Below are 25,340 nucleotides of genomic sequence, written 5' to 3'. Positions count from 1 at the left end.
GGCCTCACATTCCGGCCCGCTGTCCTGTCGTATCGGGTAGAGCCACGGAAGCGAGCGAGGGAGACGTCCGGACCATGACCACCACAGCCGGGACCGGCGACGATCAGAGTGAGGTCGGCATCGATGCGATCATGAGCGAGCGGCGGCGGCTGATCAACCTCGGCTATCGGCTGCTCGGGTCCCTTGCCGACGCCGAGGACGTCGTGCAGGAGACCTACGCCCGCTGGTACGCCATGTCCGCACGGGAGCAGCAGGCCATCGAGTCGCCCGGCGCCTGGCTGGTGACGGTCGCCAGTCGCATCTGCCTGAACCTGCTCGGCTCGGCGCGGGCCAGGCGTGAGACGTACGTGGGCGACTGGATCCCGGAACCTTTGCCCGAGCCCACGGAGTGGATCACCGGCCGCTCCGGTGTCGATGGGGTCGACCCGGTCGACCGGGTCACCCTCGACGAGTCGGTGACGATGGCCTTCCTGGTGGTGCTGGATGCGATGACACCGGCCGAGCGCGTCGCGTTCGTCCTGCACGACGTGTTCCGCTACCCCTTCGGCGAGGTCGCCGGGATAGTCGGCCGTACTCCGGCGGCGTGCCGCCAACTGGCCTCGTCCGCCCGTCGTCGCATCCGGACCGCGCAGACTCCGGTGGGCCCGAGCGCCGGGCAGGCCGGCATCGTCAGGCGGTTCAGAACGGCCTGGGAGGCCAAGGACATCGACTCCCTGATCGGCCTGCTCGATCCCGACGCCACCGCGACCGCCGACGGCGGCGGGCTGGCCGTCACCCACCTGCAGCCGATCGTGGGCGGTGAGCAGATCGCACATGCCTACGCCGAGATCGCTCGGGTGGCGGGCCACCGCACGACGTTCCTGGAGTGCACGGTCAACGGCCTTCCCGGCCTGGTGGCGGTGCAGGACGGCAGCATCGCGACCGTTTTCTCGTTCGAGATCGCGGGCGACCGGATCAGGCGCATCTGGGCAGTGCGCAACCCCGAGAAGCTCCGTCCCTGGCGGATCAGTTGACGCGCGTCTCGAACCCGCCTCAGTGCGCCCGCAGCTCCCGGTCACCCGACGGGCGAGACCACCACACCCCCTCGCCGTGCGTGAGTCCCGGCAGCCGTAGCTCGACCTCCCGTACGCGCCGCGCCGGCAGCTCGCCCGTGATCAGCCATGCCGTCGAGCCGCCGGTCGTCCCGGTGAACTCCGCGCCGTGCAAGGCGAGTTGGGCCGTAACGGGGGCGAGTGCGTCGAGCGGGACCTCCGTTTCGAATGCGTGGTACGGCTCGTACAGCCGGGTCCCCGCCCGCTGCAGCGCACGGCGCAGCACGATCGGGGTGAGCGCCCGGAAGTCGGAGGCCGTACTGATCGGCGCGCAGTAGCCGGAGCGGATCAGCGTGACCCGGTAGTCCGTCACGGGGGCGCCGCACAGGCCGGTCTCCATGGTGGCGTGCACCGTGTCCTCGATGGCCTGGTGGAAGGCGCGGGGGAGTGCGCCGAGTTCCGTCTCGTAGGTGAACACCGCGCCCGAGCCGCGCTGCCCCGGCTCGACCCGCAGTCCGATCGTCGCCCAGTGGCGCGTACCGAGGTGCCAGGGCATCTCCTCCGAGGCCTCGCCGACGCCCCGCGGGCGCTCCAGGAACCGCACCCGGCCCGCCTCGAAGTCGGCCTCGATGCCGAAGTCCTGGGCGAGCGTGGCCGCCAGGACCTCCATCTGGACCTCCCCGTACAGGAGGAGGGCGGTGGTGCCGGCGGATCCGGGGCGGGCGTGGATCAGCGGGTCCTGGTCGGCGAGGGCGAGCAGGGCGGTGCGGAGCGCGGCCGACTGCTCGGGGTGCCGGGCCCGCACCAGGGTTTCCAGTGTGGGGGGAGCGAACTGCGGTGCGCGGTCGGATGGAGGTCCCCCCGCGCGAGTCTGGTCCGAGCGTGGGGGATCACCGAGGCGGTCGCCCACCCGTACGCCTGCCAGGCCGGTGAGCGCGGCGATGTTCCCGGCGGTGAGGGACGGTCCTGTCCCGCCGATCACGTCGAGGCGGTTCACCCGTCCGGGGAACTCCGTGGTGCGGCCGTCGGGCTCGCGCCGCAGCAGGGTGAGGCGCTGACGAGGTGTCACCTCGCCCTCGTAGAGCCGCAGATACGCCGTCCGTTCGCCGCCCGGTCCGGGGCGTACCGCGAACACCGTGCCGCGTGGGCCGTTGCCGTCGGCCGCAGGTGCCGGCGGGATCAGCCCGACCAGGCCCTCGACGAGTTCGGCGATGCCCTGTCCGCCGAGGGCCGAGCCGAAGAAGACAGGATGGAACGAGCCGTCGGCGGTTCGCGCGGCGAGCACCTTGCGCAGGTCGTCGGGCGTGGGCGCGGGGCCGTCGACGACCGCCGCGAGGACCTCGGGGTCGACCTCGGCGAGTGCCTCGGCCAGCTGCTGATCTCCGGGCGGGCGGACGGTCACGCGGGCGCCGGCGGTGCCGATGCCCGTCACGTCCGTGAGTGGTGCGACGGACGGCGTCAGCCTGCGCCGGATGTCGGCCAGCAGGCTCGTGGACCGGGCTCCCGCGCGGTCGATCTTGTTGACGAAGACGAGCGTGGGCAGCCGCAGCCGCCGCAGGGTCCTCATCAGCACCCTCGTCTGTGCCTGCACGCCCTCCACGGCGGACAGCAGCAGCACCGCTCCGTCCAGGACTTCCAGGGCGCGCTCGACCTCGGCGATGAAGTCGGAGTGCCCGGGGGTGTCGATGAGGTTGATCTGGGTGTCGCCGACGGTGAAGGCGGCGACCGCGGAGCGGATGGTGATGCCGCGCTGCCGCTCGATCTCCCCGTCGTCCGTACGGGTGTCACCGCCGTCGACGCTGCCGAGCCGGTCGATCGCTCCGTGGTCGAACAGCAGCCGCTCGGTGAGGCTGGTCTTACCGGCGTCGACGTGGGCGAGAATTCCGATGTTCAGGGTGTGCATGCGGGGTCGAGTCCTCGAAAACCGTGGGCCGATGGGGGCGCTGGCTGATTCCGAGGAGTCGGCGCATGGGATCTCCTGAGGTGAGGGACTCGGACCGGCACATCATGGCCCGCGGCCGGTGGCGCGGCGCAACCGAATTTCCGCGGTCAGTAGCATGAACCCGTCCCCCGGAATGATCACGCGAGGAGCGGATCGTGCGAGACATCTCCGTGTTCAGCGGCAGCGCCCACCCCGACCTGGCCGCGGAGGTCTGTGCGCATCTCGGTGTGCCGCTCAGCCCCACCCGGGTCAGCCGGTTCGCCAACGACTGTCTGGAGGTGCAGCTCCAGGCCAACTGCCGGGAGCGGGACGTCTTCCTGATCCAGCCGCTGGTGCGGCCCGTCCAGGAACACCTCGTGGAACTGCTGCTGATGTGCGACGCGGCCCGCGGCGCGTCGGCGGCGCGGATCTCCGTCGTCATGCCGCACTACTCCTACGCCCGCTCCGACAAGAAGGACGCCCCCCGGATCTCCCTCGGCGGTCGGCTCGTCGCGGACCTGATGGTCGCGGCCGGCGCGAGCCGTGTCCTCGCCATGACGCTGCACTCGCCGCAGGTGCACGGCTTCTTCTCGGTACCGGTCGACCATCTGCACGCCCGGCGCGAACTGGCCGCGTACTTCCGGCAGTACGATCTGTCCCGCACGACCGTCGTCTCGCCGGACCTCGGCAACGCCAAGGAGGCGGCCGCCTTCGCCCGGATGATCGGCGCCCAGGTCGCCGCCGGCGCCAAGCAGCGGTACGCGGACGACCGGGTCTCCATCAGCTCCGTGATCGGCGAGGTCACCGACCGGGACGTCATCATCCTGGACGACGAGATCGCCAAGGGCAGTACGGTGCTCGAACTGCTCGACCGGCTGCGGGAGTTGGGGCCGCGGTCGATCCGGGTGGCCTGTACGCACGGGCTGTTCGCGGCCGGGGCGCTCAAGCGGATCGGCGAGCAGCCCGACGTACTGGAGATCGTGTGCACCAACACGGTGCCGGTGCCGGAGGAGGAGCGCACCGAGAAGCTGCGGGTCCTGTCCATCGCCCCCGCCCTCGCCGAGGCCGTGCGCCGCATTCACAACGGGGAGTCCGTCAGCGCCCTGTTCGACGCGCCGCGAAGCGAATAGACAGGAGATAGCGAGCAACGCTCGGCATCAACAGGGATGCTCAGGAGGGGTTGCAGTGGCGAAGGCGAAGTTCGAGCGGACCAAGCCGCACGTGAACATCGGCACCATCGGTCACATCGACCACGGCAAGACGACGCTCACGGCGGCCATCACCAAGGTGTTGCACGACAGGTTTCCCGACCTGAACCCGTTCACGCCGTTCGACCAGATCGACAAGGCGCCCGAGGAGCGGCAGCGCGGCATCACGATCTCGATCGCCCATGTCGAGTATCAGACCGAGCGCCGGCACTACGCGCACGTCGACTGCCCCGGACACGCCGACTACATCAAGAACATGATCACCGGCGCGGCCCAGATGGACGGCGCGATCCTGGTCGTCGCGGCCACGGACGGTCCCATGCCGCAGACGAAGGAGCATGTGCTGCTGGCCCGGCAGGTGGGCGTGCCGTACATCGTCGTCGCCCTCAACAAGACCGACATGGTGGACGACGAGGAGATCCTGGAACTCGTCGAGCTGGAAGTGCGCGAGCTGCTCACCGAGTACGAGTTCCCCGGCGACGACGTCCCGGTCGTCAAGGTCTCCGCCCTCAGGGCCCTGGAGGGCGACGAGCAGTGGACCCAGTCGGTGCTGGACCTGCTCGACGCCGTGGACACGGCGGTCCCCGAGCCCCAGCGCGACGTGGACAAGCCGTTCCTCATGCCGATCGAGGACGTCTTCACCATCACCGGCCGCGGCACGGTCGTCACCGGCCGGATCGAGCGCGGTGTGCTGCACGTCAACCACGAGGTCGAGATCATCGGCATCCACGAGCAGAAGACGAAGACCACCGTCACGGGCATCGAGATGTTCCGCAAGCTGCTCGACGAGGGCCGGGCCGGGGAGAACGTCGGTCTGTTGCTGCGGGGTGTCAAGCGCGAGGACGTGGAGCGCGGGCAGGTCGTGATCAAGCCCGGCACGGTCACCCCGCACACGGAGTTCGAGGGGCAGGCGTACATCCTGTCCAAGGACGAGGGCGGCCGGCACACGCCGTTCTTCGAGAACTACCGCCCGCAGTTCTACTTCCGCACCACGGACGTCACCGGTGTGGTGACTCTGCCCAAGGGCACCGAGATGGTCATGCCGGGCGACAACACCGCCATCCATGTGGTGCTGATCCAGCCGATCGCCATGGAGGAGGGCCTGAAGTTCGCCATCCGCGAGGGCGGCCGGACGGTCGGCGCGGGTCAGGTCACCAAGATCCTCAAGTAGGGAGCTTCACAACGTCCCGGACGTGGCCTCGGGCTGGCCGAGGGCCGCGTCCAGGGTCGGGTGTGCGGGCAGCAGCCGGGTCAGTCCGGTGACCCGCATGATGCGCAGGGTGAGCGGGTGCGTGCACACGAGCCGCAGCTCGCCGTCCTGGTCGAGGACCCGGGCGCGGGCCCGGTAGAGCAGGCGTAACCCGGAGCAGTCGAAGAAGTCGACCGGCCCCAGGTCGATCACCAGGCGGACATCGGGGCGTGCCGTGACCCGGTCCAGAAAGGGGGCGATCTCCATGGCCGCGGCGATGTCGATCTCGCCGCGGAACTCCAGCACCGTATGGCCCCGGTCGTGGTGGACACGCAGATGCCGGGTCAGCGGTGCGGGCTCCTGGTGCACGACGACATCGCCTCCAACCTGCTCCGTCCGCTGCGGGCTTGCAGGTCACCGGGGGCCGGGGTGACATCGTGCAGCGAGCGTACGAGCGCAGAAGGTCCCCCGGGTCCCTGGTGAGCGCAAATCCGATTCTCCGCCCTGCAAGTTACCCTCGTTAGAGTGAATTTGAGCATGTTCGATTGACATATGTCTTCGAATTGCGATGAAGCACTTCCATAGTGGGTGCGGCAGGACTACGACAGTGCGTGCCAGGCCTTGGAGAGCGCCTGGCGCAGCTGCTCGGTCTGGTGTGCCGTGAGGTCCCGGACCATCCGCTCCTCCAGCTCCCGCACCGGTGCCGCGAACTGCTCCAGCAGCTCCCGGCCGGCATCCGTCAGCAGGATCAGCAGCTCGCGCCGATTGCGCGGATTGCGCTCCCGGCGCACCAGCCCGCGGCTCTCCAGGGACCGTACGAGATCGGCGATGGACTGGGCGGTGACGAACGAGTCGCGGGCGAGCTGTGCGGCCGACAGTCCGTCGTGGCGTTCCAGGACGGTGAGCGCGGTGTACTGCAGCGCGGTGATCCCGGACGGCTTGACCAGCTCGTCCAGGTGTGAGCGCACCACAAGCTCCACCTGCTTCACCATGTAGAGCAGGGACGGGGACGTCTTGGTCGCCTGGGTGTCGAGCATGAGTTCAGCCTAGAGCATTGACAGGAAACCTGTCTGTAATGAGACTGCGAACCAACAGGAATCCTGTTAGTTGAAATCTTGGCAATGAGGCTGAGGAGTGGTGATGACCGCCTTCGAGATCGAACCCGGACGGCTGTTTGTCGGGGGCCAGTGGCGCGAGGCCGCCGACGGAGCGCGCACCGAGGTGGTCGACCCGTCCCGGGGCGCGGTCGTCACCACCGTCGCGGAGGCGGGCGCCGCCGACGTGGACGCGGCCGTGCGCGCCGCCCGGGAGGCCTTCGACAGCGGCACCTGGTCCGGGCTGAGCGGCCGCGAGCGCGGCCGGATCCTGCACCGCGTCGCCGAGCTGATCCGCGAGAACGCCGATGAACTGGCCCGCCTGGAGAGCCTGGACGTCGGCAAGCCCATCTCGCTGTGCCACGCCGTCGACATCACCAACGCGGCCAACGACTACGAGCACTTCGCCGCCCTCGCCCACTCCCTGGACGGTGCCGTCCGCGACACCCCCATGAACGCCCTCGCCTACACCAAGCGCGAGCCGATCGGCGTGGTCGCCGCGATCACCCCCTTCAACTTCCCGCTGATCCTCGCCGGCTCGAAGATCGGCCCCGCGCTCGCCGCCGGCAACACCGTGGTGCACAAGCCGGCCGACGAGACCCCGCTGAGCGCCCTGTACATGGCCAAGCTGCTCCAGCAGGCGGGCGTCCCGGACGGCGTCGTCAACGTGGTCACCGGCACCGGACCGGTCGCCGGCGAGGCGCTGCTGCGCCACCGCGGAGTCGACAAGGTCGCCTTCACCGGCTCCACCGCCATCGGCCGCCACGTGGCTGCCACCGCAGGTGAGGCCCTCAAGCCCGTCACCATGGAACTCGGCGGCAACGCCGCCCACATCGTCTTCGAGGACGCCGACCTGGAGAAGGCCGTCGGCGCGATCATCAAGGCGTTCGTCTTCAACACCGGCCAGTTCTGCATGGGCGGCCCGCGCCTGCTCGTCTCCCGCCCGGTGTACGCCACCGTGCTCGGCATCCTCGCCGACGCCGTGCCCGGCGTACCGGTCGGCGACCCGCGCGACCCCGAGACCGTCGTCGGGCCGATGGCGGGGGAGAAGCACCTGAAGAAGGTCGAGGAATACGTCGACATCGCCCGCAAGGAGGGCGGACGCATCGTCTGCGGCGGCGAGCGGCTCGACCTCGACGGCGGCTACTACTACCGGCCCACCGTCATCGCCGACCTGTCCAACGACTCCCGCGTCGTCCAGGAGGAGATCTTCGGCCCGGTCCTGACCGTGCAGCCCTTCGGCAGCGAGGACGAGGCCGTCGAGCTCGCCAACTCCACTCCGTACGGCCTGGCTTCCGGAATCCAGACCAGCAACCTCGCCCGCGCCCACCGCATCGCCGACCGCCTCCAGGCCGGCATCGTCTGGATCAACGACTGGGCCATGCTCGACCCCGCGGTGCCCTTCGGCGGCGTCAAGGACTCCGGCTTCGGCCGCGAGTACGGGCCCGAGGCCCTCGCCGCCTACACCAAGGTCAAGTCCGTCGTCGTCTCGCTCGACTGAGCCCGGCCGAACACGCCGAACACGCCCGAACGCGCCTGCACATCAAGGGAGTTCGTACGATGTCCATCACCACCCGCGCCGCTGTCGTCGAGTCCGGCGGTGCGCCCTTCACGCTCGCCGATGTCGAGCTCGACGAGCCCGGCCCCCATGAGGCCGTCGTCCGCATGGTGGCCGCCGGCCTGTGCCACACCGACCTCGGCGTCGCGAGCGGCGGCCTGCCCTTCCCGCTGCCGGGCGTGCTCGGCCACGAGGGCGCCGGAATCGTCGAGGCCGTCGGTCCGGCCGTCACCGGCGTCGCGCCCGGCGACCACGTCGTGCTGTCCTTCACCTCCTGCGGGGAGTGCCGCAACTGTCACGGCGGCCACCCCGCGTACTGCGCCACCTGGCTGCCGCTGAACCTGATCGGCGGTGTTCGCGCCGACGGCACCAGCACCATCAGCCGGGACGGGCAGTCGCTCGGCGGCCACTTCTTCGGCCAGTCCTCCTTCGCCGAGCGGGCGCTGGTGGACGAGCGCAGCCTCGTCAAGGTCGACGCGGACGTACCCCTGGAGTCGATCGCACCGCTCGGCTGCGGCGTGCAGACCGGCGTGGGCGCCGTCTGGAACGTGCTGAAGCCGGTGACGGGCAGCACGATCGTCGTCCTCGGCGCCGGAGCCGTCGGCCTCTCCGCCGTGATGGCCGCCGCGCTCAGCCCCGCCACCCGGATCGTCGCCGTCGACAAGGTCGGCGAACGCCTCTCCCTGGCCAAGGAGCTGGGCGCCACCGACACCGTCAACGTCGGCGAGGCCGACCTCGGAGAGGCGCTCGCGGTGATCACCGGCGGCCAGGGCGCCGACGGCGTCGTCGAGACGACCGGCAGCGTCGCCGTGCTGCGCCAGGGCGTCGACGCACTCGCCGCGCGCGGCACGCTGGTCGTCGTGGGAGCACCGCCCTTCGGCAGCGAAGTGGCCCTGGACGTCAACGGGTTGCTGGGCGGCAAGCAGGTCGTCGGGCTCACCCTGGGCGACGCCGAGACGCAGTCGTTCATCCCGTCCCTGGTGCGGCTGGTGAAGGAGGGACGGCTCCCGTTGCACCGCCTGATCAGCACCTATCCGTTCGCGGACATCGACCAGGCGGTGCGGGACATGGGCGCGGGCAAGGCGATCAAGCCCGTGCTGACGTTCTGACTCAGTCGACCGTCAGGACCAGCTTCCCCGTGGTCCGCCCGGTGTCGCCGAGCCTGTGTGCCTCGGCGGCATCGGCCAGCGGGAAGGTACCGGCGATCGTGGGGCGCAGCTTCCCCTCATCCACCAGCTCCGCGATCGCCGTCATCCCGGAGTGCGAGGCGTCCACGAGCATCCGCAGCGCACGCACACCGAGCCGCTCCGCCTCCTCGGTGAATTCCTTCGGGCCCACCGGCAGGATCGAGACCACGAGTCCGCCGGGGCGCAGCACGTGCAGCGAGCGCGTCGAGGTGTCCCCGCCGATCGTGTCCAGGACGACGTCCACGTCCTTCACGGCCTCGGTGAAGTCCGTCTCCCGGTAGTCGATCGCCTCGTCCACGCCGATCTCGCGCAGGAAGTCGTGCTTGCCCGCGCTCGCCGTGCCGATCACATACGCGCCACGCGCCTTGGCGATCTGCACGGCCACATGCCCGACCCCTCCGGCCGCCGCGTGGATCAGCACGCGCTGTCCCGGCTGGACGTCGGCGTACTCCACCAGGGCCTGCCAGGCGGTCAGGGAGACCAGCGGCAGCGCGCCCGCCTGGACGTGGTCGATCGAGGCCGGCTTGTGCGCGAACCAGCGTGCCGCGCCGGTGACGTACTCGGCGTGCGAGCCATGGCCGAACGGGTACGACAGCAGGCCGAAGACCTCGTCGCCGGGCTTGAACCGGGCGACGCCGATCCCGACCGCCTCGACCACCCCGGAGACGTCCCAGCCCAGGACGAAGGGCGGCTTGCCCAGGAAGGCGCCGAGGGCGCGGTGCTTCCAGTCCGTCGGGTTGACGCCGGCGGCGCGCACGCGCACCAGCACCTCGTTGGTGCGCGGCTCGGGGCGCGGCAGCTGCACTTCCTTCAGGACCTCGGGACCGCCGAGGACGTCCTGGCTGATGGCTCGCATCGTGTTCACATCGCTCATGGTCACCCAGCCTGCCGGGGCCCGCCCGACAAGAAAATGGCACGATTGCCAACCTTCGATAAGATCGTGCCATGACTGGTGAGCGGCAGGTGGAGCGGGTCGTGGTGCTGGCCCTGGACGGCGTGTACCCCTTCGAGCTGGGTATCCCCAGCCGGATCTTCGGCGCCGCCGGCGGCCGCTACGAGGTGCTGACCTGCAGCGTCGACGGCCAACCGGTGCGCTCCTGCGCCGACTTCACCATCGGTGTGGAGCACGGCCCCGAGATCCTGGCCACGGCCGACACGGTGGTGGTCGCCTCCATGGCCACCTCGCGCATTCCCACCGAGCTGCCCGCCGAGGTCGCCGCCGCGCTCGCCCTGATCCGCCCGGACGCCCGCATCGTCTCCATCTGCACCGCGGCATTCGTGCTCGCCGCGGCGGGACTGCTGGACGGGCGCAAGGCCACCACGCACTGGCATCTCGCGGAGCGGTTCCGGCAGTTGTACCCGCACGTCGAGCTCGACCCGGACGTACTCTTCGTCGATTCCGGGCGCATTCTCACCTCGGCCGGAGCCGCCTCCGGCGTCGACGCCTGTCTGCACGTGGTGCGCAAGGACCACGGGAGTGAGCTGGCGAACTTCGTCGCCCGCTGCTGCGTGGTCCCGCCGTTCCGGGACGGCGGTCAGGCCCAGTACATCGAGCAGCCGGTCCCGGAGAGCGGGGCCGCGAGCACCGCCGCGACCCGCGCCTGGATCCTCGAACGCCTCGACGAGCCGCTCACCCTGTCCGACCTCGCCGCCCACGCCCGGATGAGCCGGCGCACCTTCGCCCGCCGCTTCAACGAGGAGGTGGGCCTCAGCCCCGGCCGCTGGATCGTCCAGCAGCGCATCGCCCGCGCCCGGCATCTGCTGGAGTCCAGCGACCTGTCGGTCGACCAGATCGCGGGCCACGTCGGCTTCGCGACGGGCGCCTCCCTGCGCCAGCACCTGCACGCGGCGATCGGCGTCTCTCCCCAGGCGTACCGGCGCACCTTCCAGACGGCCGCCCGCTAGACGCGAGCGTTCCGCAGACGTTCCCCGTCAGTGCCTCCGAGCCGAGAACCCCACGGAGTCCTCCGGGCATGGGCCGCTCGTGAGCCGTCGTCACCGGCTCGCGTGCAGGGCTACCAGCAACTGCCAGACCTCGTCGGCGATTTGGGCCGCGTCGGCGTCGAGCAGGCCGTGCAGCCAGTCGGCCAGCACGCCCGCGAAGGTGGCGGCCACGGCCGATGCGACCAGTGGTGCGTCCGCGGCGCCCGCTCGTTCCCGCTCGCGGAGGCTGTAGGCGCGCAGGTCCCGGTGCAGCACCCGGCCGAGGGGGCCGCCGCCGCCCGGGGCCAGCAACTCGCGGTACAGGCCGGCGTGCGGGGAGAGCGAGGCGAAGAACTCGGCCAGCGCGGGCGGCGCGTGCACCGGGTCCGGGCGGCCCTGCCACGAGTGCAGCGCCTCCACGGCCTCGCGGACGACATCCGCACAGGCGTCGACCGCCAGCGCCTCCAAACCGTCGTAGTGGACGTAGAAGGTGGCCCGTCCGACCCCGGCCCGCCGCACCAGCGCCGCCACCCCCACCTCTGCCAGGGGCCGCTCGGCGCACTCCGCCAGCAGCGCCTCCCGCAGCCGCGCCCGGGTGCGCGCGGCCCGCGGGTCATGGGGCGCGCGGCGGGTCACTGCGCGATCAGGACGGCGGCCAGGGCGAGCGCGCCGGGCAGTGCCTGCGCGAACAGAATGCGGCGGTTGGCCGTCACGGCGCCGTAGACCCCGGCGATGACGACGCAGCACAGGAAGAACACCTGGGCGCGGAAGCCGGTCGGGTCCGCCGCGATCAGGCCCCAGACCAGGCCGGCCGCGAGAAAGCCGTTGTAGAGGCCCTGGTTGGCGGCCATCGGCGCGGTCGCCCGCGCCATCTCCCGGTCGAACCCGTGCAGCGCCCGCCCGGGCTTCTTCTGCCACAGGAACATCTCCATCACCAGGATGTAGGCATGCAGGGCGGCCACCAGACCGACCAGTACGTTCGCGACCGTCTCCATTGCAGGGCTCCGTCATTCTCGTTTCGATTTCCTGGACAGGTGTCCAATATAGCAGGACAGGTGTCCAGGAAGTGTCACTGTCAGTGCCCGCCGATAGCCTGCGCGCATGACTGATCGACAGGTGATCGTGCGACGGGCCCGCGCCGAGGACATACCGGGCCTCGTCGCCTCCAGCGCCGGGTTGTTCGCCGAGGACGGCGGTACGCGGGACGGCAGCGTGAACGTCGACTGGCCGCGCGAGCAAGGCGCGCAGTCGTTCGCCGCGGCGCTCGAGGACCCGGCGCGACTCGTCCTCGCGGTGGAGCACGACGGACAGGTCGTCGGACACCTGATGGGATCCGTCACCGGGCCCACGGCGATGCGGACCGTCACTTCCGCGACCCTGGTCAGCATCTACGTCCGCCCCGAGCATCGGCGCGCCCGAGCCGGAGACCGGCTGGTGGAGGAGTTCCTGGACTGGGCCCGGCGGCAGGGAGCCGAGCACGCCGAGGTGACCGCCTACGCGGCGAACGCGGACGCCATCCGGTTCTACGAGCGCAGCGGCTTCACCGCCATGACGGTCACCCTGCGCCAGCCCCTGTAGCGCCACGGCGCAGCTCCAGGGCGCGCAGGGCCAGCTGCATCTCGAACTGGGCCGCCGGGTCGTGCAGTCGGGAGCGAAACAGCTCGTCCAGCTGGCGCATGCGGTAGCGCACCGTCTGAGGGTGCACGGCCAGCCGGACGGCGACCTCGCTGGCGTTGTGGCCGCACTGCAGCCAACTGAGCAGGGTCTCCGCCAGGCGCTCGCGCTGCGGCGGCCGCACCTGCTCCAGCGGGCGCAGCCGGTGCTCGGTCATGGCGTCGATGAGAGCGTCGTCGCGCAGGAGCAGCAGTGTGGCCAAGTGGTCCTGGCAGCGCACCATTTCGGTGTCCGCGAGGACGCCCCGCCGCACCAGGTCCAGCGCCTCGGAAGCCCAGCGCAGCGACCGCGCCCCCTCCTGCAGGGCCACCGTCGGGCCCATCGCGGCCCGCCGTCCGTGCAGCGCCCCGGCCACCGCCCGCGCCCGGCCGGGGCCCTCCGGATCCGGCACGAGCAGCACGGCGGGCTGGACGTCGAAGCGGGCGAGGAACTCAGGCGCCACGATCGGCTGGGCGCCCGTCTGCGGGCTGTGGTCGATCGCCACCACCGCGAGCGCGCGCGGCACCGGCCAGCGTGCGCTGTGTGCGAGGTCCGCGATGGCCTCCGCGGAGGCCGGCGGATCGGCGGTGAGCAGGTCGAGCAGCCGGGTACGCCGCTGCTGCAACTCGCCGGCCGCGTGCAGCCGCGCCTCCGTGTAGCCCGCGGTCGTCGCGGCCGCCATCTCGTCCAGGTGCAGGAACAGCGCCTCGCCGAAGGCCGCCAGCACATTGCGCGGCAGCAGATCCGCGTCGACCAGCGCGTTCACCCGCCGCCATGTCACCCGCGCACCCAGCCGCAGCGCCGACTGGAACGAGTCGAGACTGCGCCCCTCCTCCGCCTCCCCGCGGCCGATGCGCTGATACGTCGCCTTCACCGGCTCCCAGTCCGTGTCCGGCTGCGCCATCCGCTCCAGGAAGCCCTGCAGCGCATGGTCCACGCCGCGGTGCACACCCTGCATGTACGTGTCGTCGGCGGGGCGCGCGTACTCGGGGATCTCGGTTCTGATCGCCCGTACGACCTCCTCCGTGATGTCGGCGAAGAACGGTCTGAGGTGGTGGTGCAGGCCCGTCGGCAACGCGTTGAACGGACCGCGCGGCTCCTCCACCGGCACAGCGGCTCTCTTCGGCACGGCCGCGACGATACCCGTCAGTAATCCGTCAGGGCTTATCAACGGCGGACAGGCATGGGCATGTGAATTGTCATCACCTGACAAGTTCGCAGGTCCACAAAGGGATTTGTCGATGTGTGGGCCGCTGCCTGAGAGTGACGGAACCCTCACTTCCACCGGCTGTTCGAGGTTGATCCTTTCGTGTTCAAACCCGATAAGCTCCTGTGCGGCGCTGCGAGTTGACTCGATCGCGATCGGTCATCCCGTGGTGCGTATGCATCAGTGCGCTCCCCCCTGGCACACCCCCCCGTTCGTTCGTGTTGCTTGTAAGGATGCAGATGGAACTCGCCACTCCGCCGCCGGCGGCGCGGGCCCCTGTCGCCTGGTACAGCTGGTGGTTGATGCCGCTGGCCTTAGGAGGCGGGACGGTTGCCGCCACGTTCATGAGCTCCGAGCGAATAGCCGCCGGTGTCGCGGGCGTCGCGGCCACTGCCGCGAGCGCCGTGTGCGTCCGGCTGCTGATCCGCACCCGCACGCAGCTGAGCGCCACCGAGGGCTCCTTCCGCGCCACGCAGGCCGAGCACTCGCAGCAGTGGCAGCAGCATGTCGCGGGCCTGGAGCGGAAGTACGCCGCCGAGCGCGGCCTGCTGGAGGCCCAGCTGAACGACCAGTCCGGCGCCTACGAGGCGCGGCTGGCGGAGCAGAGCTCGACGTACGAGGCGCAACTCACCGAACAGACACGGGCATTCGAGGGACGCCTCGCCGACCAGGCCAAGTCCTACGAGGCCCAGCTCGCCGACCAGGCCGAGGTCTGGCGGGAGCAGCTCGCCCACCAGCACGACGCGGTGGCCCGGCTCGCGAACGAGCAGCTGCCCGACGCGCTGAAGCGGCTGCGGGCCGGTGACGCCATCGACGACCTGCTGCCCGAGCCGGGCCAGTGCGCCAAGGTCAGCGCCGATCTCCAGGCCGAACTGCGCAAGGTGCTGCGCACCGCCCTGATCGGCGTCGAGGAGGAGTTCAACCGCTCCACCACCGCCGAGCAGGCCGTGATCAGCATCGGCAACCGCATTCATGTGCTGACCAGCAAGCTCCGTGGTCGGCTGCACGAGATGCAGGGTGAGCACGGCCGGCTGCCGGCCGTCGCCCGCGGTCTGATGCAACTCGACCAGGAACTCGGCCCCGCCGACTCGCTCGCCGCGAGCATCGGCGTGCTCGGCGGCTCGGACCGGCCGGGCCGGCAGTGGCAGGAGCCGCAGCGCCTGCTCAGCGTGGTGCGCGGCGGTATCGGCCGGATCAAGGACTTCCACCGCGTCGAGGTCCGTCATCTGCCCGAACTCGGCGTCGACGGCGGCCTGGTGGACCACCTCACGCTGATCTTCGCCCAGCTGCTGGACAACGCTGCCCGCTACTCGCCGCCCAGCGAGCCCGTGCTCGTCTCGGGCAAGGAGGTGCCCAACGGTGTCGGCATCGAGATCCAGGACTCCGGCAAGGGCCTGAACCAGGAGAAGAAGCGCGAGGCCGAGGAGGCCCTCACCGGCATCGCGGCCGGACCCGGCATCGGCGGAATCTCCGAGGACGCCAACATCGGTCTGCGCGTCGTGGGCGCCCTCGCTCGCCGCTACGGCATCCGCGTCACCTTCGCGGACTCGCCCTGGCTCGGTACTTCGGTGGTGGTCGTGGTTCCGCACAAGTACTTCAGCCCGCTTCCCGCGGCTGCTGCGACCACTGCCACGACCGGTGCGGCAACCGCTGCGTCGAGCCCGGCGGCCCAGCCCGCGGTGGCCGCGTCGGTGTCGGCGGCGTCGTCCGCCCAGCCGGTGGCCGAGCCTTCCGAGGCGGTGGACACCACTCCCGGCGGACTGCCCCGGCGCCGCAGCAAGCGGCACGAGGCAGAGGCCACGGCGCGGCACCAGCCGGCCGAGCGCACCGAGCGGACGGAGGAGACCGCGGTCTCCGTCGTCCCGCCGGACGCCTCGTTCACCGGCCTGGCTGCCTTTGCCACCGCCGGCCGCGAGGCCGGCGAGGAGTCCACCACGGAGGACACGGGGCCCCTCGGCCGCCCGTCCACCGAGCACCGCACTGAAGAGAGCGACTAGTCCACATGACGCAACAGGGAACCGACGTGAGCTGGGCGCTCCGCGATCTGGTGGAGTCCATCCCGGAGATCCGCTTCGCCCTCGTGGCCTCCAGCGACGGCAAGGCCATCACCTCCTTTGGCGCCGAAGACCCCGACGACGTGGACCGGTTCGCGGCCGTGGTGGCCGGCCTGCAGGCGCTGGCCCAGCCGGTCGCCGAGCAGTTCCCCAGGTACGCGGGGCAGCTGCGGCTGGCGATGATCGAGGTCGATGGCGGGCACCTCTTCGTCGTACGGGCCGGTGTGGAGACGTATCTCGGGGTCCTGGCCCGCGAAGGCCTCGACCAGGGGCTGCTCGGACACCAGATGAGGGACCTGGCCCGGAGGATGGGCGAGCTCCTCGGCACCACTCCGCGCCTGGAGGAGCACTCTGGATGAGTGCTCCCCGCAGGCCCACGGACCCGTCCGGTCTCGAGCGCTACTACGTCCTCACCGGGGGGCGCAGCGGACCGGGCGGTTCGGCGTCGAGTCTCGACGTGGCGACCCTCATCGTCTCCCTGGCCGCCCCCGCACCGGGTATGCAGCACGAGCACGAGGACATCCTCCGGCGCTGCCGCGATCCGCTGTCCGTGGCTGAACTCGGCGCCCACCTGGGACTGCCCTTCAACATTCTTGCGGTGCTGCTGGCGGATCTGCTCGAGGCAGGCCGCGTCGAAGCCCGTGACCCCATCCCGGCGCACGGCGCCGGTCGCGGGCCCGACCTCGCGCTCCTTGAGGAGGTACTCAGTGGACTTGAACGGCTTTGACCATCCGGGCCGCCCGGCAGCCGGCGGCACCCGCTCGGTGAAGGTGATGATCGCCGGCGGCTTCGGCACCGGGAAGACCACCATGGTCCGCTCGGTCAGCGACATCAAGCCGTTGACCACCGAGGAGACGCTCACCCAGGCAAGCGCCGACGTCGACCACCTCATCGGCGTCGCCGACAAGACGGAGACCACCGTCAGCCTGGACTTCGGAAAGATCAGCCTCAACGACAGCCTGATGCTGTACCTGTTCGGCACCCCCGGCCAGGAGCGCTTCTGGTTCCTGTGGAACGGCCTGTTCAAGGGCGCGCTCGGCGCGGTGGTCCTGGTCGACACGCGGCGCCTGGCCTCCAGCTTCCGGGCCATCGAGGAGATGGAGCGGCAGGACGTCCCGTTCGTCGTCGCGCTGAACGTCTTCCCCGACTCCAAGGAGTATCCGGTGGAGGAGATCCGCGACGCCCTGGACATCGCCGACCACATCCCGGTCGTGGCCTGCGACGCCCGCGACCGTGCCTCCAGCAGAGACGTGCTTGTCACGCTGATCCAGCATCTGAAGGCCCGCTCCGCCGTCGCAATGGAGTCCCGATGAACGCCCAGCCCTTAAACGATCCCGACACCCCGAGCGGGTGCCCCGTCGCACACGGGGCCGACCTCACCCGGCTGTTCGGGCCGGAGGCGTCGACCGACCCGTACGGCATCTACGAGCGGCTGCGCAAGGAGCACGGCTCGGTGGCGCCGGTACTGCTGGAGGGCGACGTCCCCGCCTGGCTGGTCCTCGGCTACCGCGACAACCGGCGGGTGCTGGACAACCCGCGCCAGTTCAGCCGGGACGCGCGGATCTGGCGGGACTGGCGCGAGGGGCGCATCCCCGAGACGCATCCCCTGATCCCGATGGTCGGCTGGCGGCCCGACTGTGTCTCCCAGGACGGCGAACCGCACCGCCGGCTGCGGGGCGCGGTCACCGACGGGCTGCTCGCGGCCTCCAGCCGCGGAGTGCGGCGACACGCCACGTACTTCGCGAACAAGCAGATCGACGCGTTCGCCGACACCGGGCGCGCCGACCTGGTGGCCGACTACGCCGAGTACCTGCCGATGCTCGTGATCACCCGGATCCTCGGCCTGCCCGCCGCGGACGCGCTACGCCTGGTCGAGTCGTGCGCCCAGGTCTTCAAGGGCGGCGAGGGGGCCCTCGAGCACAACGGCCGGATCATGCAGATCCTCTCCGAACTGGCCGAGCGCAAGCGGGCCGAGCCGGGCTCCGACTTCACCACGGCCCTCCTTGAGCACCCGGCCGGCCTCGACCACGACGAGGTCGTCAGCCATCTGCGCCTGGTGCTGATCGCCGCGCACACCACCACCAGCAATCTGCTGGCCCGGGTCCTGCAACTGGTCCTCACCGACGCCGGCCGGCTGTCCGGGCTGGTCAGCGGGCAGCTGAACATCTCCTCGGTGGTGGAGGAGGTCATGTGGGACACGCCGCCGCTGGCCGTGCTGCCGGGCCGGTTCGCGGCTGCCGACCTGGAGCTCGGAGGCCATCACATCCAGGAGGGAGAACTGCTGGTCATGGGCCTGGCCGCCGGCAACCTCGACCCGGAGGTACGGCCCGACTCGGCCGTCGCCGTCCAGGGCAACCAGTCGCACCTGGCGTTCAGCTCCGGACCGCACGAGTGCCCGGGGCAGAACATCGGCCAGTCCATCATCGAGATCGGCGTGGACGTCCTGCTGCACCGGCTGCCGGGCCTGCGGCTGGCCGTGCCGTCGGAGGAGCTCTCCTCGACCGCCTCCACCTGGGAGTCCCGGCTGGACAGCCTCCCGGTCGAGTTCTCCGTCTGACACCCCCGCTGCCCGGCCGGACCCCCGGCCGGGCAGCGCCGTCTCCTCACACGGCTTCCGCAGCAGGACCGAGGCGTCAGCCGTCGAGCCAGTCGCCTTCGACGGCCGTGGGCCGGTATCCCGTGGCGTTCCAGAGGAAGTGCGGGTGGGCGGCGCCGAACATGTAGGCGAGCAGTGCGGTGTCCTCCCTCCCGGTTCGAGGGTCGTGCAGGGTGTGGAACTGCTCGGATCCGACCACGCCGGAGTCCTGCTGGACCTGCCGGGCGCGGTCCGGGGAGGGCTCGGCGCCGGATGCCTCGACGGCGGCGATGTAGGTGCGGCGCAAGATCTCCCATGCGGTGTCGATGTTGCCGTACCAGGGGCCGTGCAGTGCCTCGAAGGCATGGAGCTCGGCGTCGAAGAGGGGCCAGGCCTGGGGGGATTGGGCTCGGCAGCGTGCGGACAGCTCGGCGATCCGGGGGCTCAGTGCCGGCGCGGTGGGCCGCGGGGCGATGGTGAGGGTGGTGCCGTCGGTGAGGATGCCGGTGCACGGGTTGGGCTGCAGGTCGCACAGCGGGCAGTCCTCGGCCGGGGGGAGGCCCTGGGTGATGCCGTCGAACCACAGGGCGTGACGGCCCGTGAGTCCCATCCAGACGACGGTGGTGGTCATCAGCCAGGTGTTCCACATCGGGTCGTGCGCCTCGGGCGTGCAGCCGTACTTGACGATGGCTATGGCGCAGGCGGCGTAGAGGGCCTTGGTGTGGGTGGGCATGTCGGCGAGCCAGAAGTTGCTGATCTCGCCGGTGAGGGCGTCGGCTCGTACGTCGGCCATGTCGTCGATGACGCGGCACAGCAGCAGGGAGGCGAGGTTCTCCTCCTGCCAGAGTTCGGTGTCGGGTGCGACGTGCCAGAACAGGCAGTCCAGCATCTGCAGGGCCGAGTAGGTGGACTGGCTCAGCGGGTTGGCCTGGGGGAGCGTGACATTGCCCGCGTGGTGCTGCTGGAGCCAGTACTCGTCGACGGATCGCTTGTGGGCGGCGAAGAGTCCGGATACCAGGGCCCGTGCGCTGTTGGTGCTGAAATTCTCGGCCAGCCGCTCTTCGACGTGTTGGGTCAGGCGCGTCGTGTCGATGGTGTCGATCACGCGCTTGTACTCGTGGAAGACGAGGATGTCGTCCTCGAAGCGGTGGCGGTGACCGAGGTCCCGTTCGAGGTCGTTCATCTGCCGGGTCCAGGACCATCCACCGGTCAGCACGCTGTCGAGTTCCCGGCGGTTCGGCCAGGTCTTGACGGTGAGGGGACGACCGGCGCTCTGCCGCCAGCGGTAGTCGTCCAGCGTGCGTGCGGGGGGCGTGGGCAGCCGCCGGCACAACGGGCAGGCGCAGTCGGTGGCCGGCTCCTCCTCGCGCGGCGGGGTGAGTGCCCGGCTCCTCCAGGCCCCTTCCAGCATCGTGCAGGTCAGCCGGCATATCTCTATGTCGGTGGCGACCTGGGGGAAGGCTGCTTCGATCACGCGCAGGGCGGCGTCGAGGTGCCGCAACCTGGCGTGGCCCTCCTCGTCGGGCGGGAGGAACGCGGGCCGCGCCAGATGGATCGCTCCCGCCACTTGCAGCGTGGTACTGGAGTGCGGGGAGCCGAGGTCTTCCAGCCGCTGCTGAGCGGCGTTCCGGCTCCTGCGGTACTCCTCTGTGCTCCCCTTGATGCGCTTCTCCAAGAGGCGGGCCAGGGCGTTCGCCGCCTCCGTGGGCTGGAATTGTGCGCTTGGCTGCGCCGGGATCAAACTGTCGGCGGACGCCTGCGGAACAGTACCTGCGACTCGGGATTTCACACCGGTCTCCCATCAAGCTGTGGACATGACAAATGAATCGATCGGCCGTGGTGGTGGGCCGTTCGTGTCCGAGAGTTTTCTGTGCCTTCCGCGGCGGCCCGACCGGCCGCCCATGCGGTCGGTCAGGCGAGGCGCAGCCACCGGATCTGGGGCGCGCCGCAGCTCGGGGAAGTCCGGAGGACCCCGTGATGTCTGCTGATGGGAGTTTCGAAGGGGAGGTCGAACGTGACGTCCTGAGGCATGCGCTTCCTTCCGGGAGACGGCGATGCAGAGTCCCCCCGGCCCTGCGAACGGGTGGCCGACATGGCCACCCGCGCCTTCGAACTCAGCTTCTATGGCCGAAAGTTGAACCGAGAAGCGATACGAGGCTGCCCAGAGCCTAAATGATCTACGCGTGACCTCACCGTGATGTGCGTTACTGCTTACGCCTCATGAGCTGCGTACACTGCCTCCCCTCCCACATAGGTCAGCGCCACACCCGTCTGCGCGATCGCCTCGGTCGGCCCGTCGAACGGGTCGCGGTCCAGGACCACCAGATCGGCGAGCGCACCGGCCTGGATCCGGCCGGTGTCGTCGAGATGGTTCACATGGGCCGATCCCGCGGTGTACGCGGCCAACGCCTCGGCGAGGCCGATGCGTTCGCCCGGCAGGAACACCGGGGCGTCGTCGCCGTCGGGCGTCACGCGGTTGACAGCGACATGGATCCCCTGCAGCGGGTCGGGGCTGCTGACCGGCCAGTCGCTGCCCGCCGCGAGCCGGGCCCCGGAGCGCAGCAGCGCACCGAACGGGTACTGCCACGCGGCCCGTTCGGCCCCGAGGAAGGGAATGGTCAGCTCGTCCATCTGCGGTTCGTGCGCCGCCCAGAGCGGCTGGATGTTCGCCGTCGCGTCGAGCCGGGCGAAGCGCGCCACGTCGTCGGGGTGCACGACCTGAAGGTGTGCCAGATGCGGCCGGGTGTCGCTCGGCCCGTTCGCGGAGCGCGCCGCCTCGACGGCGTCCAGGGCGTCGCGTACGGCCCGGTCGCCCAGCGCGTGGAAGTGGCACTGGAAGCCGAGGGCATCCAACTCGGTCACGTACTTGGGGAGTTGACCCCGGTCGATGAAGCTCTTGCCGCGATTGGCGGTGGCGCAGCCGCACTTGTCCAGATAGGGATCGAGCAGCGCGGCCGTGCCGTTCTCGGCGACCCCGTCCAGCATCAGCTTCACGGAGCCGGCCCGGAACCGTCCCTGGCTCAACTCGGCCCGTTTCTCGACGAGTTCGGGGATCTGCTCGGCCCCCCGCTCACGGTCCCACCACAGCGCACCCACCACCCGGGCGGTCAGCGAACCGTCCCGCGCCGCCGCCACATACGCCCCCGAGGGGTCTTCCATGCCGAGGAAGTTCCCGACCAGCGCGTCCTGCCAGGCCGTGATGCCGAGCGCATGCAGATGGCGCTGCGCGTGCAGCAGCGCCGCCAGCCGGTCGGCCGCGGTGGCCGGGGGAGTGAGCCGCCCCACGAGCTGCATCGCCCCCTCCTGCAGGGTGCCGCTCGGCTCGCCCGCCGCGTCCCGCTCGATCCGCCCGTCGGCCGGGTCCGGAGTGTCGCGGCCGATGCCCGCCAGTTGGAGGGCACGGCTGTTGACCCAGGCGCCGTGATGGTCACGGTTGGGCAGGTAGACGGGCCGGTCGGGGACGAGGGCATCCAGGAGCTCCTTCGTCGGCGTACCGCCCTCGAAGGCCTCCATGGACCAGCCGCCGCCGAGGATCCACTCCCGCTCGGGGTGTGCGTCGGCGTACGCGCGGACCGCGGCGAGCGTCTCGTGCGCCGTCCGTGCCCCGGTCAGATCGCACTGGCTCAGTTCCAGCCCCGCCGGGATCGGATGGATGTGCGCGTCCTGGAAGCCCGGCAGCAGCAACCGCCCGGCCAGGTCGACCACCTCGGTCCGCGGCCCGGCGAGGTCGTGGACCTCGTCGTTCCCGACGGCGGTGATGCGGTCGCCGGTGACGGCCACGGCGGTGGCGGTGCGGCCCTCGGGGGTGAGGACCGGGCCGCCGGTGAAGAGGAGATCTGCGTGCATGTTCCGTTCCTGGTGGGGGTCAGTTGGAGGTGGCGAGCAGCTGCGGCGCGTCGGCGTCCGTGCCGGCTCCCGTGCGGAAGTACGGCGACCGGCGCACCCACTTGGCCCACGCGGCGGCCACGAAGCCCGAGGTGATCATCGCCAGGGGAGTGAGGAGCAGGAACCAGCCGTTGTCCGCGCGGAGTTCGAGATGGTCCGTGGAGGAGTAGAAGGACCAGCCGAGATAGCCGCCGAGTCCGAGCAGTGCCACGGCGCTCAGCGCGGGTAGCACGACCGCCCGTACGCCCTGGCGCCAGTCCTCGCGCAGCAGCGAGCGGAAGCGTGCGGCCGCGGCGAGGGCCGTGAGCGCGTACGACAGGGCGACCACGATGCCCACGGCGCTCACCGTCGCCATGATCATGTCCGAGAGCCGCGGAATGACCAGCGCGAGGGCCGCGATCGCCGTCGCCAGCGCGCCGATCAGGAGCGTCCCGGAGGCCGGAGTCCCGTACCGGGAGCTGACCTTGGACCACACCGGCCCGAGGGTATGGTCCCTGCTCATCGCGAACATCGCCCGGGCCGTCGGAATCACACCGGCCTGCAGCGAGGCGACCGCCGAGAACATCAGCGCCACCAAGGGCAGCGCGGCCAGCGGCTGGGAGGCCAGCCGGTCCCCGAAGAACGCCAGCCCCTGGGCGCCATGTCCGGCCAACTCGGGCTCGGACAGCACCCGTTGGAAGGCGACCGAGCCGATCAGGAAGAGTGTCAGCATGGTGACCAGGGTGATGATCCCGGCACGGGAGGCGTCGCGCGGGTCGCGCACCTCCTCGTTGACGCTGAACGCGGCCTCGAAGCCCCAGTAGCAGAACACCGACAGCAGCAGTCCCTGGGCGAGCGCCGACGCCGACGGGATGGCGAACGGGTCGAACCAGCTCAGGCTGAAGGCGTGCGGCCCGTGGACGATGCCGTATCCGCAGAACCCGAGCAGGACGACGTACTCGAAGACCAGCAGCCCGGTCTGCAGCCGCGCCGCGGTACGGATGCCGGTGACGGCGGTGAGGGTGACCGCGACCAGGACCACGATGCCGACCGCGGTCGTCTGCACCGTCGAACCCGGGTCCAGGGGGAGCCCGGCAAGCCGGTGCAGCCCGGCCACCCCGGCGAGCTGGATCAGCGCCGATCCGGTCACCGCGGTGGTGTACGCGAGGAACGCCAGCGTCGCCACGATGTTCACCCAGCCGACCATGAAGCCCAGCCACGGGCTGAGCGAACGGCCCACCCAGACATAGCCGTTGCCCGCGTTCGGCTCCACCCGGTTCAGCCGGGAGAAGGCACCCGCGATGCCGAGGACCGGCAGGAACGCCAGCAGCATGATCGCCGGGAGATGCAGGCCCACCACGCCGGCCGTGACGCCCAGGCCGATGCCGATGCTGGTGGTGGCGGCCGTGCTGGACGCCGCGATGGCGATGCCGTCGAGCACGCCGAGGGACTTGCGCAACGCGGGCCGCGCAGGTGGGTCTGCACCGAAGGGGAGGTCGGACATGACTGGGTCTCCGCTCGCACCGGGGGGCCTGGTCGGCCCCGGTGAACGCACATGAAACTGTCCGGGGCCTTAACAGGTCAACGATGTTGTCATAAGGTGCGGTGCACCGGCTCCAGGGAGGCAGTCCATGAGCGAGCGCGTCGTCCCGCCCACCGCGCGGCAGCGCAGACGGCCCACCAAGCAGGGTGTCGTCCTCTCCGAGGAACTGATCGTCGCCACGGCCCTCAGGCTGATCGAGGAACACGGTGCGGAGGCTCTGTCCGTCCGCCGCCTCGGCCGTGCCCTCGGCGCCGACCCGAGCTCGCTGTACCGCTACTTCCGGCACACCGACGACCTGATGCTCGCCATCGCCGACGAGCTCATCGGCCGTACCCTGCGCAGTTGGCGGCCCACCGGCGACTGGCGCGCCGACCTGCGCGACCTCGGCCTGCGCATGCACGCGGGTGCCCTGGCCCACCCGCGGGCGGCCGTCCTGAGCTCGTACCGGGTGACCGGGCGGGCGCACGAGATCCAGGCCGTCGAGACCATCATCGGCGTGCTGCGCGATGCCGGCTTCCCCGACGGCGAGGCGGTGCGGATCTATCACGCCTTCGTCGATCAGGCCCTCGCCTTCGGCGCTCTCGACTCGGCGAGCGCGGCGCTGCCGAAGGCCGCCCAGGATGCGGAGTCGTCCGTGTGGCGGGCCATCTACGCACGGCTGCCCGCCGGCACACATCCGCACATCGCCGCGACGACCCGCCACCTCATGACCGAGATGCCTCGCAGCTCCTATCCGACCGCCCTGGACCTGTTCCTGGGCGCGGCGACCGCGCGGCTGGCGGAGATCCGGGCACGCCCGCGCGGGGCGGGGGAGCGGCCGGCGGCCGACTGAATCCGCCGGACGGGGATATCCGTTGAGGTAGAGGGCCGCGGGGCACGAAGTCCCGCGCCCCGGACCGTTCGGAGGAGACATGCCACTGGTGGAAGCGGGCTATCTGGTGCTCGACTGCCTCGAGCCCGAGAAGCTCGCCGTGTTCTACAAGGAGCTGCTGGCGGCCGAGGAGACGGACGCGACCGCCAACCGCGTGGAGATCAGGGGCGCCGACGGCACCCGGCTGGCCTTCCGCCGCGATGTCAACGCGACGCCGCCGAGCTGGCCGCGCCCCGAGAACTCCCTCCAGGTCCATCTGGACTTCATGGTGGAGGACCTGGACGCGGTGGAGCGCAAGGTGATCGAACTCGGCGGACGCCCCCTGGACACGAAGGACGCGTCCGGCCCCTTCGAGGAACGCGGCTACGCCGACCCGGCGGGCCACTCCTTCACCCTGCGCCGCGTCACACCTACGGCGCCCAAGCAGGGCTGACCCGGGCTCAGCAGGTCGGGCAACTATGT

24 protein-coding genes are annotated in these 25,340 nt (G+C 70.8%); 14 read left to right on the top strand and 10 right to left on the bottom strand.

Annotated features, from left to right (window positions below; all coding sequences use genetic code 11):
• The first annotated feature begins 74 nt into the window (after nucleotides 1–74).
• Nucleotides 75–1,013 carry an RNA polymerase sigma factor SigJ gene (gene sigJ, locus ACWDAG_RS13170; RefSeq protein WP_450695688.1) on the top strand — a complete coding sequence of 313 codons (939 nt, stop codon included), beginning with the start codon at nucleotides 75–77 and terminating at the stop codon, nucleotides 1,011–1,013.
• Between the two features lie 19 nt (nucleotides 1,014–1,032).
• Here sigJ and otr(A) read toward each other — a convergent pair whose 3' ends face one another.
• Complete coding sequence (gene otr(A) / locus ACWDAG_RS13165; RefSeq protein ID WP_450695687.1) at nucleotides 1,033–2,934, bottom strand: tetracycline resistance ribosomal protection protein Otr(A); 1,902 nt, start codon at nucleotides 2,932–2,934, stop codon at nucleotides 1,033–1,035.
• Between the two features lie 194 nt (nucleotides 2,935–3,128).
• Here otr(A) and ACWDAG_RS13160 point away from each other — a divergent pair, with 194 nt between their 5' ends.
• Entirely contained in the window at nucleotides 3,129–4,082 is a 954-nt protein-coding gene (locus ACWDAG_RS13160; protein ID WP_450695686.1) for a ribose-phosphate diphosphokinase, read from the top strand.
• A gap of 55 nt (nucleotides 4,083–4,137) precedes the next feature.
• On the top strand, nucleotides 4,138–5,331 hold the full coding sequence (gene tuf / locus ACWDAG_RS13155) for an elongation factor Tu (protein ID WP_450695685.1): 1,194 nt from the start codon (nucleotides 4,138–4,140) through the stop codon (nucleotides 5,329–5,331).
• A 6-nt stretch (nucleotides 5,332–5,337) separates the two neighbouring features.
• Here tuf and ACWDAG_RS13150 read toward each other — a convergent pair whose 3' ends face one another.
• Together ACWDAG_RS13150 and ACWDAG_RS13145 are read right to left on the bottom strand one after the other, a co-directional pair.
• A complete protein-coding gene (locus tag ACWDAG_RS13150; protein WP_450695684.1) occupies nucleotides 5,338–5,718 on the bottom strand; it encodes an anti-sigma factor antagonist in 381 nt (126 codons plus the stop codon).
• A 230-nt stretch (nucleotides 5,719–5,948) separates the two neighbouring features.
• Nucleotides 5,949–6,386, bottom strand: coding sequence for a MarR family winged helix-turn-helix transcriptional regulator (locus ACWDAG_RS13145; protein WP_450695683.1), 438 nt, complete (start codon nucleotides 6,384–6,386; stop codon nucleotides 5,949–5,951).
• A gap of 103 nt (nucleotides 6,387–6,489) precedes the next feature.
• On the opposite strand from ACWDAG_RS13145, the gene ACWDAG_RS13140 reads away from it, so the two are divergent.
• The gene (locus tag ACWDAG_RS13140) at nucleotides 6,490–7,944 is read left to right on the top strand and encodes an aldehyde dehydrogenase family protein (RefSeq protein ID WP_450695682.1); all 1,455 of its coding nucleotides are present in this window, start codon (nucleotides 6,490–6,492) and stop codon (nucleotides 7,942–7,944) included.
• Nucleotides 7,945–8,003: 59 nt separating this feature from the next.
• Entirely contained in the window at nucleotides 8,004–9,110 is a 1,107-nt protein-coding gene (locus ACWDAG_RS13135; protein ID WP_450695681.1) for an NAD(P)-dependent alcohol dehydrogenase, read from the top strand.
• A gap of 1 nt (nucleotide 9,111) precedes the next feature.
• Here ACWDAG_RS13135 and ACWDAG_RS13130 read toward each other — a convergent pair whose 3' ends face one another.
• Complete coding sequence (locus tag ACWDAG_RS13130) at nucleotides 9,112–10,062, bottom strand: NADP-dependent oxidoreductase (protein WP_450695680.1); 951 nt, start codon at nucleotides 10,060–10,062, stop codon at nucleotides 9,112–9,114.
• A gap of 71 nt (nucleotides 10,063–10,133) precedes the next feature.
• Between ACWDAG_RS13130 and ACWDAG_RS13125 the strand changes: the two genes are divergently transcribed.
• Nucleotides 10,134–11,093 carry a GlxA family transcriptional regulator gene (locus ACWDAG_RS13125; RefSeq protein WP_450695679.1) on the top strand — a complete coding sequence of 320 codons (960 nt, stop codon included), beginning with the start codon at nucleotides 10,134–10,136 and terminating at the stop codon, nucleotides 11,091–11,093.
• 90 nt (nucleotides 11,094–11,183) lie between these two features.
• Here ACWDAG_RS13125 and ACWDAG_RS13120 read toward each other — a convergent pair whose 3' ends face one another.
• Together ACWDAG_RS13120 and ACWDAG_RS13115 are read right to left on the bottom strand one after the other, a co-directional pair.
• Nucleotides 11,184–11,747 (bottom strand): TetR/AcrR family transcriptional regulator, encoded by a 564-nt coding sequence (locus tag ACWDAG_RS13120; RefSeq protein ID WP_450695678.1) that lies wholly within the window; start codon nucleotides 11,745–11,747, stop codon nucleotides 11,184–11,186.
• Nucleotides 11,744–12,106 carry a DUF1304 domain-containing protein gene (locus ACWDAG_RS13115; RefSeq protein WP_390668008.1) on the bottom strand — a complete coding sequence of 121 codons (363 nt, stop codon included), beginning with the start codon at nucleotides 12,104–12,106 and terminating at the stop codon, nucleotides 11,744–11,746. The genes ACWDAG_RS13120 and ACWDAG_RS13115 overlap by 4 nt, the downstream gene beginning before the upstream one ends.
• 106 nt (nucleotides 12,107–12,212) lie before the next feature.
• Between ACWDAG_RS13115 and ACWDAG_RS13110 the strand changes: the two genes are divergently transcribed.
• Entirely contained in the window at nucleotides 12,213–12,689 is a 477-nt protein-coding gene (locus ACWDAG_RS13110; RefSeq protein ID WP_450695677.1) for an N-acetyltransferase family protein, read from the top strand.
• Here ACWDAG_RS13110 and ACWDAG_RS13105 read toward each other — a convergent pair.
• The gene (locus tag ACWDAG_RS13105) at nucleotides 12,667–13,893 is read right to left on the bottom strand and encodes a PucR family transcriptional regulator (RefSeq protein ID WP_450695676.1); all 1,227 of its coding nucleotides are present in this window, start codon (nucleotides 13,891–13,893) and stop codon (nucleotides 12,667–12,669) included. The two genes, ACWDAG_RS13110 and ACWDAG_RS13105, sit on opposite strands and share 23 nt — an antisense overlap.
• 317 nt (nucleotides 13,894–14,210) lie before the next feature.
• On the opposite strand from ACWDAG_RS13105, the gene ACWDAG_RS13100 reads away from it, so the two are divergent.
• From ACWDAG_RS13100 to ACWDAG_RS13080, 5 genes are read left to right on the top strand one after another with little or no spacing between them, the layout of a single operon-like run.
• Nucleotides 14,211–15,968, top strand: a complete 1,758-nt coding sequence (locus ACWDAG_RS13100; RefSeq protein ID WP_450695675.1) for an ATP-binding protein — start codon at nucleotides 14,211–14,213, stop codon at nucleotides 15,966–15,968.
• 5 nt (nucleotides 15,969–15,973) lie between these two features.
• Nucleotides 15,974–16,384 carry a roadblock/LC7 domain-containing protein gene (locus tag ACWDAG_RS13095; RefSeq protein WP_099933429.1) on the top strand — a complete coding sequence of 137 codons (411 nt, stop codon included), beginning with the start codon at nucleotides 15,974–15,976 and terminating at the stop codon, nucleotides 16,382–16,384.
• Entirely contained in the window at nucleotides 16,381–16,752 is a 372-nt protein-coding gene (locus ACWDAG_RS13090) for a DUF742 domain-containing protein (protein ID WP_266951094.1), read from the top strand. The genes ACWDAG_RS13095 and ACWDAG_RS13090 overlap by 4 nt, the downstream gene beginning before the upstream one ends.
• On the top strand, nucleotides 16,733–17,338 hold the full coding sequence (locus ACWDAG_RS13085; RefSeq protein ID WP_450695674.1) for a GTP-binding protein: 606 nt from the start codon (nucleotides 16,733–16,735) through the stop codon (nucleotides 17,336–17,338). The genes ACWDAG_RS13090 and ACWDAG_RS13085 overlap by 20 nt, the downstream gene beginning before the upstream one ends.
• The gene (locus tag ACWDAG_RS13080; protein ID WP_450695673.1) at nucleotides 17,335–18,582 is read left to right on the top strand and encodes a cytochrome P450; all 1,248 of its coding nucleotides are present in this window, start codon (nucleotides 17,335–17,337) and stop codon (nucleotides 18,580–18,582) included. The genes ACWDAG_RS13085 and ACWDAG_RS13080 overlap by 4 nt, the downstream gene beginning before the upstream one ends.
• Nucleotides 18,583–18,658: 76 nt before the next feature.
• Here ACWDAG_RS13080 and ACWDAG_RS13075 read toward each other — a convergent pair whose 3' ends face one another.
• From ACWDAG_RS13075 to ACWDAG_RS13065, 3 genes are all read right to left on the bottom strand, one after another.
• Complete coding sequence (locus ACWDAG_RS13075) at nucleotides 18,659–20,389, bottom strand: hypothetical protein (RefSeq protein WP_450695672.1); 1,731 nt, start codon at nucleotides 20,387–20,389, stop codon at nucleotides 18,659–18,661.
• A gap of 422 nt (nucleotides 20,390–20,811) precedes the next feature.
• On the bottom strand, nucleotides 20,812–22,446 hold the full coding sequence (locus ACWDAG_RS13070) for an amidohydrolase (protein WP_450695671.1): 1,635 nt from the start codon (nucleotides 22,444–22,446) through the stop codon (nucleotides 20,812–20,814).
• A 19-nt stretch (nucleotides 22,447–22,465) separates the two neighbouring features.
• Complete coding sequence (locus tag ACWDAG_RS13065; RefSeq protein WP_450695670.1) at nucleotides 22,466–23,968, bottom strand: APC family permease; 1,503 nt, start codon at nucleotides 23,966–23,968, stop codon at nucleotides 22,466–22,468.
• 127 nt (nucleotides 23,969–24,095) lie between these two features.
• Between ACWDAG_RS13065 and ACWDAG_RS13060 the strand changes: the two genes are divergently transcribed.
• Both ACWDAG_RS13060 and ACWDAG_RS13055 read left to right on the top strand, forming a co-directional pair.
• A complete protein-coding gene (locus ACWDAG_RS13060) occupies nucleotides 24,096–24,839 on the top strand; it encodes a TetR/AcrR family transcriptional regulator (RefSeq protein ID WP_450695669.1) in 744 nt (247 codons plus the stop codon).
• 79 nt (nucleotides 24,840–24,918) lie between these two features.
• On the top strand, nucleotides 24,919–25,311 hold the full coding sequence (locus ACWDAG_RS13055; RefSeq protein WP_450695668.1) for a VOC family protein: 393 nt from the start codon (nucleotides 24,919–24,921) through the stop codon (nucleotides 25,309–25,311).
• The last annotated feature ends 29 nt before the right edge of the window (nucleotides 25,312–25,340 follow it).

This window comes from Streptomyces sp. NPDC001157, from assembly GCF_053598255.1.
Note: the sequence above shows the minus strand (reverse complement) of the source record. Positions and strands in the feature narration are given on the sequence as shown.

What these genes read in the sequence shown, in the direction of transcription:
- ACWDAG_RS13140 (WP_450695682.1), top strand. Translation starts at nt 6,490, where the DNA reads ATGACCGCCTTCGAGATCGAACCCGGACGGCTGTTTGTCGGGGGCCAG.
- ACWDAG_RS13115 (WP_390668008.1), bottom strand. Translation starts at nt 12,106, where the DNA reads ATGGAGACGGTCGCGAACGTACTGGTCGGTCTGGTGGCCGCCCTGCAT.
- ACWDAG_RS13070 (WP_450695671.1), bottom strand. Translation starts at nt 22,446, where the DNA reads ATGCACGCAGATCTCCTCTTCACCGGCGGCCCGGTCCTCACCCCCGAG.
- ACWDAG_RS13145 (WP_450695683.1), bottom strand. Translation starts at nt 6,386, where the DNA reads ATGCTCGACACCCAGGCGACCAAGACGTCCCCGTCCCTGCTCTACATG.
- ACWDAG_RS13060 (WP_450695669.1), top strand. Translation starts at nt 24,096, where the DNA reads ATGAGCGAGCGCGTCGTCCCGCCCACCGCGCGGCAGCGCAGACGGCCC.
- ACWDAG_RS13135 (WP_450695681.1), top strand. Translation starts at nt 8,004, where the DNA reads ATGTCCATCACCACCCGCGCCGCTGTCGTCGAGTCCGGCGGTGCGCCC.
- ACWDAG_RS13110 (WP_450695677.1), top strand. Translation starts at nt 12,213, where the DNA reads ATGACTGATCGACAGGTGATCGTGCGACGGGCCCGCGCCGAGGACATA.
- ACWDAG_RS13125 (WP_450695679.1), top strand. Translation starts at nt 10,134, where the DNA reads ATGACTGGTGAGCGGCAGGTGGAGCGGGTCGTGGTGCTGGCCCTGGAC.
- ACWDAG_RS13100 (WP_450695675.1), top strand. Translation starts at nt 14,211, where the DNA reads ATGGAACTCGCCACTCCGCCGCCGGCGGCGCGGGCCCCTGTCGCCTGG.
- ACWDAG_RS13055 (WP_450695668.1), top strand. Translation starts at nt 24,919, where the DNA reads ATGCCACTGGTGGAAGCGGGCTATCTGGTGCTCGACTGCCTCGAGCCC.
- ACWDAG_RS13080 (WP_450695673.1), top strand. Translation starts at nt 17,335, where the DNA reads ATGAACGCCCAGCCCTTAAACGATCCCGACACCCCGAGCGGGTGCCCC.
- sigJ (WP_450695688.1), top strand. Translation starts at nt 75, where the DNA reads ATGACCACCACAGCCGGGACCGGCGACGATCAGAGTGAGGTCGGCATC.
- ACWDAG_RS13130 (WP_450695680.1), bottom strand. Translation starts at nt 10,062, where the DNA reads ATGAGCGATGTGAACACGATGCGAGCCATCAGCCAGGACGTCCTCGGC.
- ACWDAG_RS13065 (WP_450695670.1), bottom strand. Translation starts at nt 23,968, where the DNA reads ATGTCCGACCTCCCCTTCGGTGCAGACCCACCTGCGCGGCCCGCGTTG.
- ACWDAG_RS13090 (WP_266951094.1), top strand. Translation starts at nt 16,381, where the DNA reads ATGAGTGCTCCCCGCAGGCCCACGGACCCGTCCGGTCTCGAGCGCTAC.
- ACWDAG_RS13095 (WP_099933429.1), top strand. Translation starts at nt 15,974, where the DNA reads ATGACGCAACAGGGAACCGACGTGAGCTGGGCGCTCCGCGATCTGGTG.